This is a genomic window from Jeotgalibacillus sp. ET6 (genome assembly GCF_029667115.1).
Classification (GTDB): Bacteria; Bacillota; Bacilli; order Bacillales; family Jeotgalibacillaceae; genus Jeotgalibacillus.
Genome location: NZ_JARUIU010000243.1, coordinates 1 through 244 on the forward strand (window position 1 = coordinate 1; position 244 = coordinate 244).

1 pseudogene is annotated in these 244 nt (G+C 41.0%); it reads left to right on the top strand.

Features of this window, described 5'->3' with window-relative positions:
- Positions 1-121 precede the first annotated feature (121 nt).
- Positions 122-220: pseudogene (locus P6709_RS20230) on the top strand (FtsH protease activity modulator HflK); the annotation flags it as partial.
- Between the last annotated feature and the right edge of the window lie 24 nt (positions 221-244).

Below are 244 nucleotides of genomic sequence, written 5' to 3' on the forward strand. Positions count from 1 at the left end.
GATCGATCCTTTTCAGAAGATTATTTCTGTCAACGGACAAAGCTTTTCCTATACCGTGTATGTTCGTTATCATCAATGATCATCCCGACCCGTTTTTCCGGATCATACTTATCCATGATCACGTCAGGCGTTTACTGCAGTTACGGATGCCAGAGAAACGATGAATCCAAAAGAAAACCAGGCAAATAAATACAGAAATCAGCTGATTAATGAAGCTGATTCAGTCAGTGCCTGATATGCGCTT